Source organism: Ruminococcus callidus ATCC 27760 (assembly GCF_000468015.1).
Taxonomy (GTDB): domain Bacteria; phylum Bacillota; class Clostridia; order Oscillospirales; family Ruminococcaceae; genus Ruminococcus_C; species Ruminococcus_C callidus.
The window spans coordinates 5,149-7,043 of sequence record NZ_KI260324.1; the positions used below are offsets into that span (position 1 = coordinate 5,149).

Annotated in this window: 2 protein-coding genes; both read left to right on the top strand. The window is 53.6% G+C overall.

Features of this window, described 5'->3' with window-relative positions; translation table 11 throughout:
• Nucleotides 1-314: 314 nt before the first annotated feature.
• Entirely contained in the window at nucleotides 315-1,187 is an 873-nt protein-coding gene (gene pdxS, locus RUMCAL_RS02840) for a pyridoxal 5'-phosphate synthase lyase subunit PdxS (RefSeq protein ID WP_040646707.1), read from the top strand.
• Nucleotides 1,187-1,759, top strand: coding sequence for a pyridoxal 5'-phosphate synthase glutaminase subunit PdxT (gene pdxT / locus RUMCAL_RS02845; protein ID WP_021680984.1), 573 nt, complete (start codon nucleotides 1,187-1,189; stop codon nucleotides 1,757-1,759). Before pdxS ends, pdxT begins: the two co-directional genes overlap by 1 nt.
• Nucleotides 1,760-1,895: the final 136 nt, after the last annotated feature.

A 1,895-nucleotide genomic window follows, 5' to 3' on the forward strand; every position in this document is an offset into this window, starting at 1 on the left:
TCTGTCGCACAATCTTTGTGCGGTATTGCCTTGAGTGTTCAGAACAAACTGTAGGCTCTGTAAAAGATAGTCGTTCTAGGTTTCACCTGGAACGGCTGTTTTTGTTTTCATGTGACAACACCGCACAAAGCCCGCCTGACGGCTTTGTGCGGTGTTGCCATGGGTGAGCTGTGTCATGGAAACCGAAACATCTCCTCATCTGGTATGCAAAAAAAATGAAAAACTGGCAATTGCAGCAATGCCAGAATTGTGGTATAGTGAAGATAATCTCTCCGGTACCAGCCGGAGCAAACTACTATTCTGGAGGAATTATCATGGGAAGTCGTTATGAACTGAATAAAAATCTGGCACAGATGCTCAAGGGCGGTGTCATTATGGACGTTACCACACCGGAACAGGCAAAGATTGCCGAAGCAGCCGGTGCCTGTGCCGTTATGGCTCTGGAACGCATTCCGGCAGACATTCGTGCAGCCGGCGGCGTGTCCCGTATGAGTGATCCGAAAATGATCCGCGGCATTCAGGAAGCTGTCAGCATTCCGGTTATGGCAAAGTGCCGTATCGGTCATTTCGCAGAAGCACAGATCCTGCAGGCGATCGAGATCGACTATATCGACGAGAGCGAAGTGCTCTCTCCGGCAGATGACAAGTACCACATCGACAAGACCAAGTTCGATGTGCCGTTTGTCTGCGGTGCAAAGGATCTGGGCGAGGCTTTGCGTCGTATCAACGAGGGTGCTTCCATGATCCGTACCAAGGGTGAACCGGGTACCGGTGACGTGGTTCAGGCTGTCCGCCATATGCGTATGATGCAGGCAGAGATCCGTCGTCTTCAGTCTATGGCAGAAGATGAACTGTTCGACGCTGCCAAGGAACTGCGTGTGCCGTATGATCTGGTGCAGTTCGTCCACGACAACGGCAAGCTGCCGGTAGTAAACTTTGCAGCAGGCGGCGTGGCTACTCCGGCAGATGCGGCTCTGATGATGCAGCTGGGTGCAGAGGGCGTATTCGTTGGTTCGGGTATCTTTAAGTCCGGCGATCCGGCAAAGCGTGCCGCAGCGATTGTCAAGGCTGTCACCAACTATCAGGACGCAAAGATGCTGGCAGAACTGTCCACCGATCTGGGCGAAGCAATGGTCGGCATTAACGAGCAGGAGATCTCCCTGCTGATGGCGGAGCGTGGTAAGTAATGCGAATCGGAATTCTGGCACTGCAGGGTGCATTTGCAGAGCACCGCATGATTCTGGAGAAACTGGGAGCAGAAAGCTTTGAGATCCGGCAGAAGCGGGACTTGGAACAGCCGATGGACGGGTTGATCATTCCCGGCGGGGAAAGCACCGTCATGGGAAAGCTGCTGAAAGAACTGGACTGTTATGACGAAGTTCGCAGCCGCATCGAGAACGGTCTGCCGGTATTCGGCACCTGTGCCGGTCTGATTCTGCTGGCAAAAGAAGCAGAGGGCGGCAAGGTGCAGCTGGGGACAATGGACATTGCGGCTCGGCGGAACGCCTACGGCAGACAGCTGGGCAGTTTCGCAGTGACGGCAGAAATGAAGGGCGTGGGAGAAGTTCCCATGGTCTTTATCCGTGCCCCGTACATCACCGCAGTTTCCGGCACGACAGAGGTTCTGGCAGAGGTAGAGGGCAAGATCGTTGCCGCCAGAGAGGGAAACCAGTTGGTCACAGCGTTCCACCCCGAACTGACGGCAGACACCCGCGTGCATGACTATTTCCTGCATATGATTGCAGAAGCAAAAGCGTAAAGATAACACACACCGCATGGTTTCCGTTTTTTCGGAAAACACATGCGGTGTGTTTGTTGTGTATCGGGGAAATGCCCTCTGCTGTATTTCCCAGCAAAAAAAGCCCTTGGGCAATACCGCACAAAGATTGTGCGAC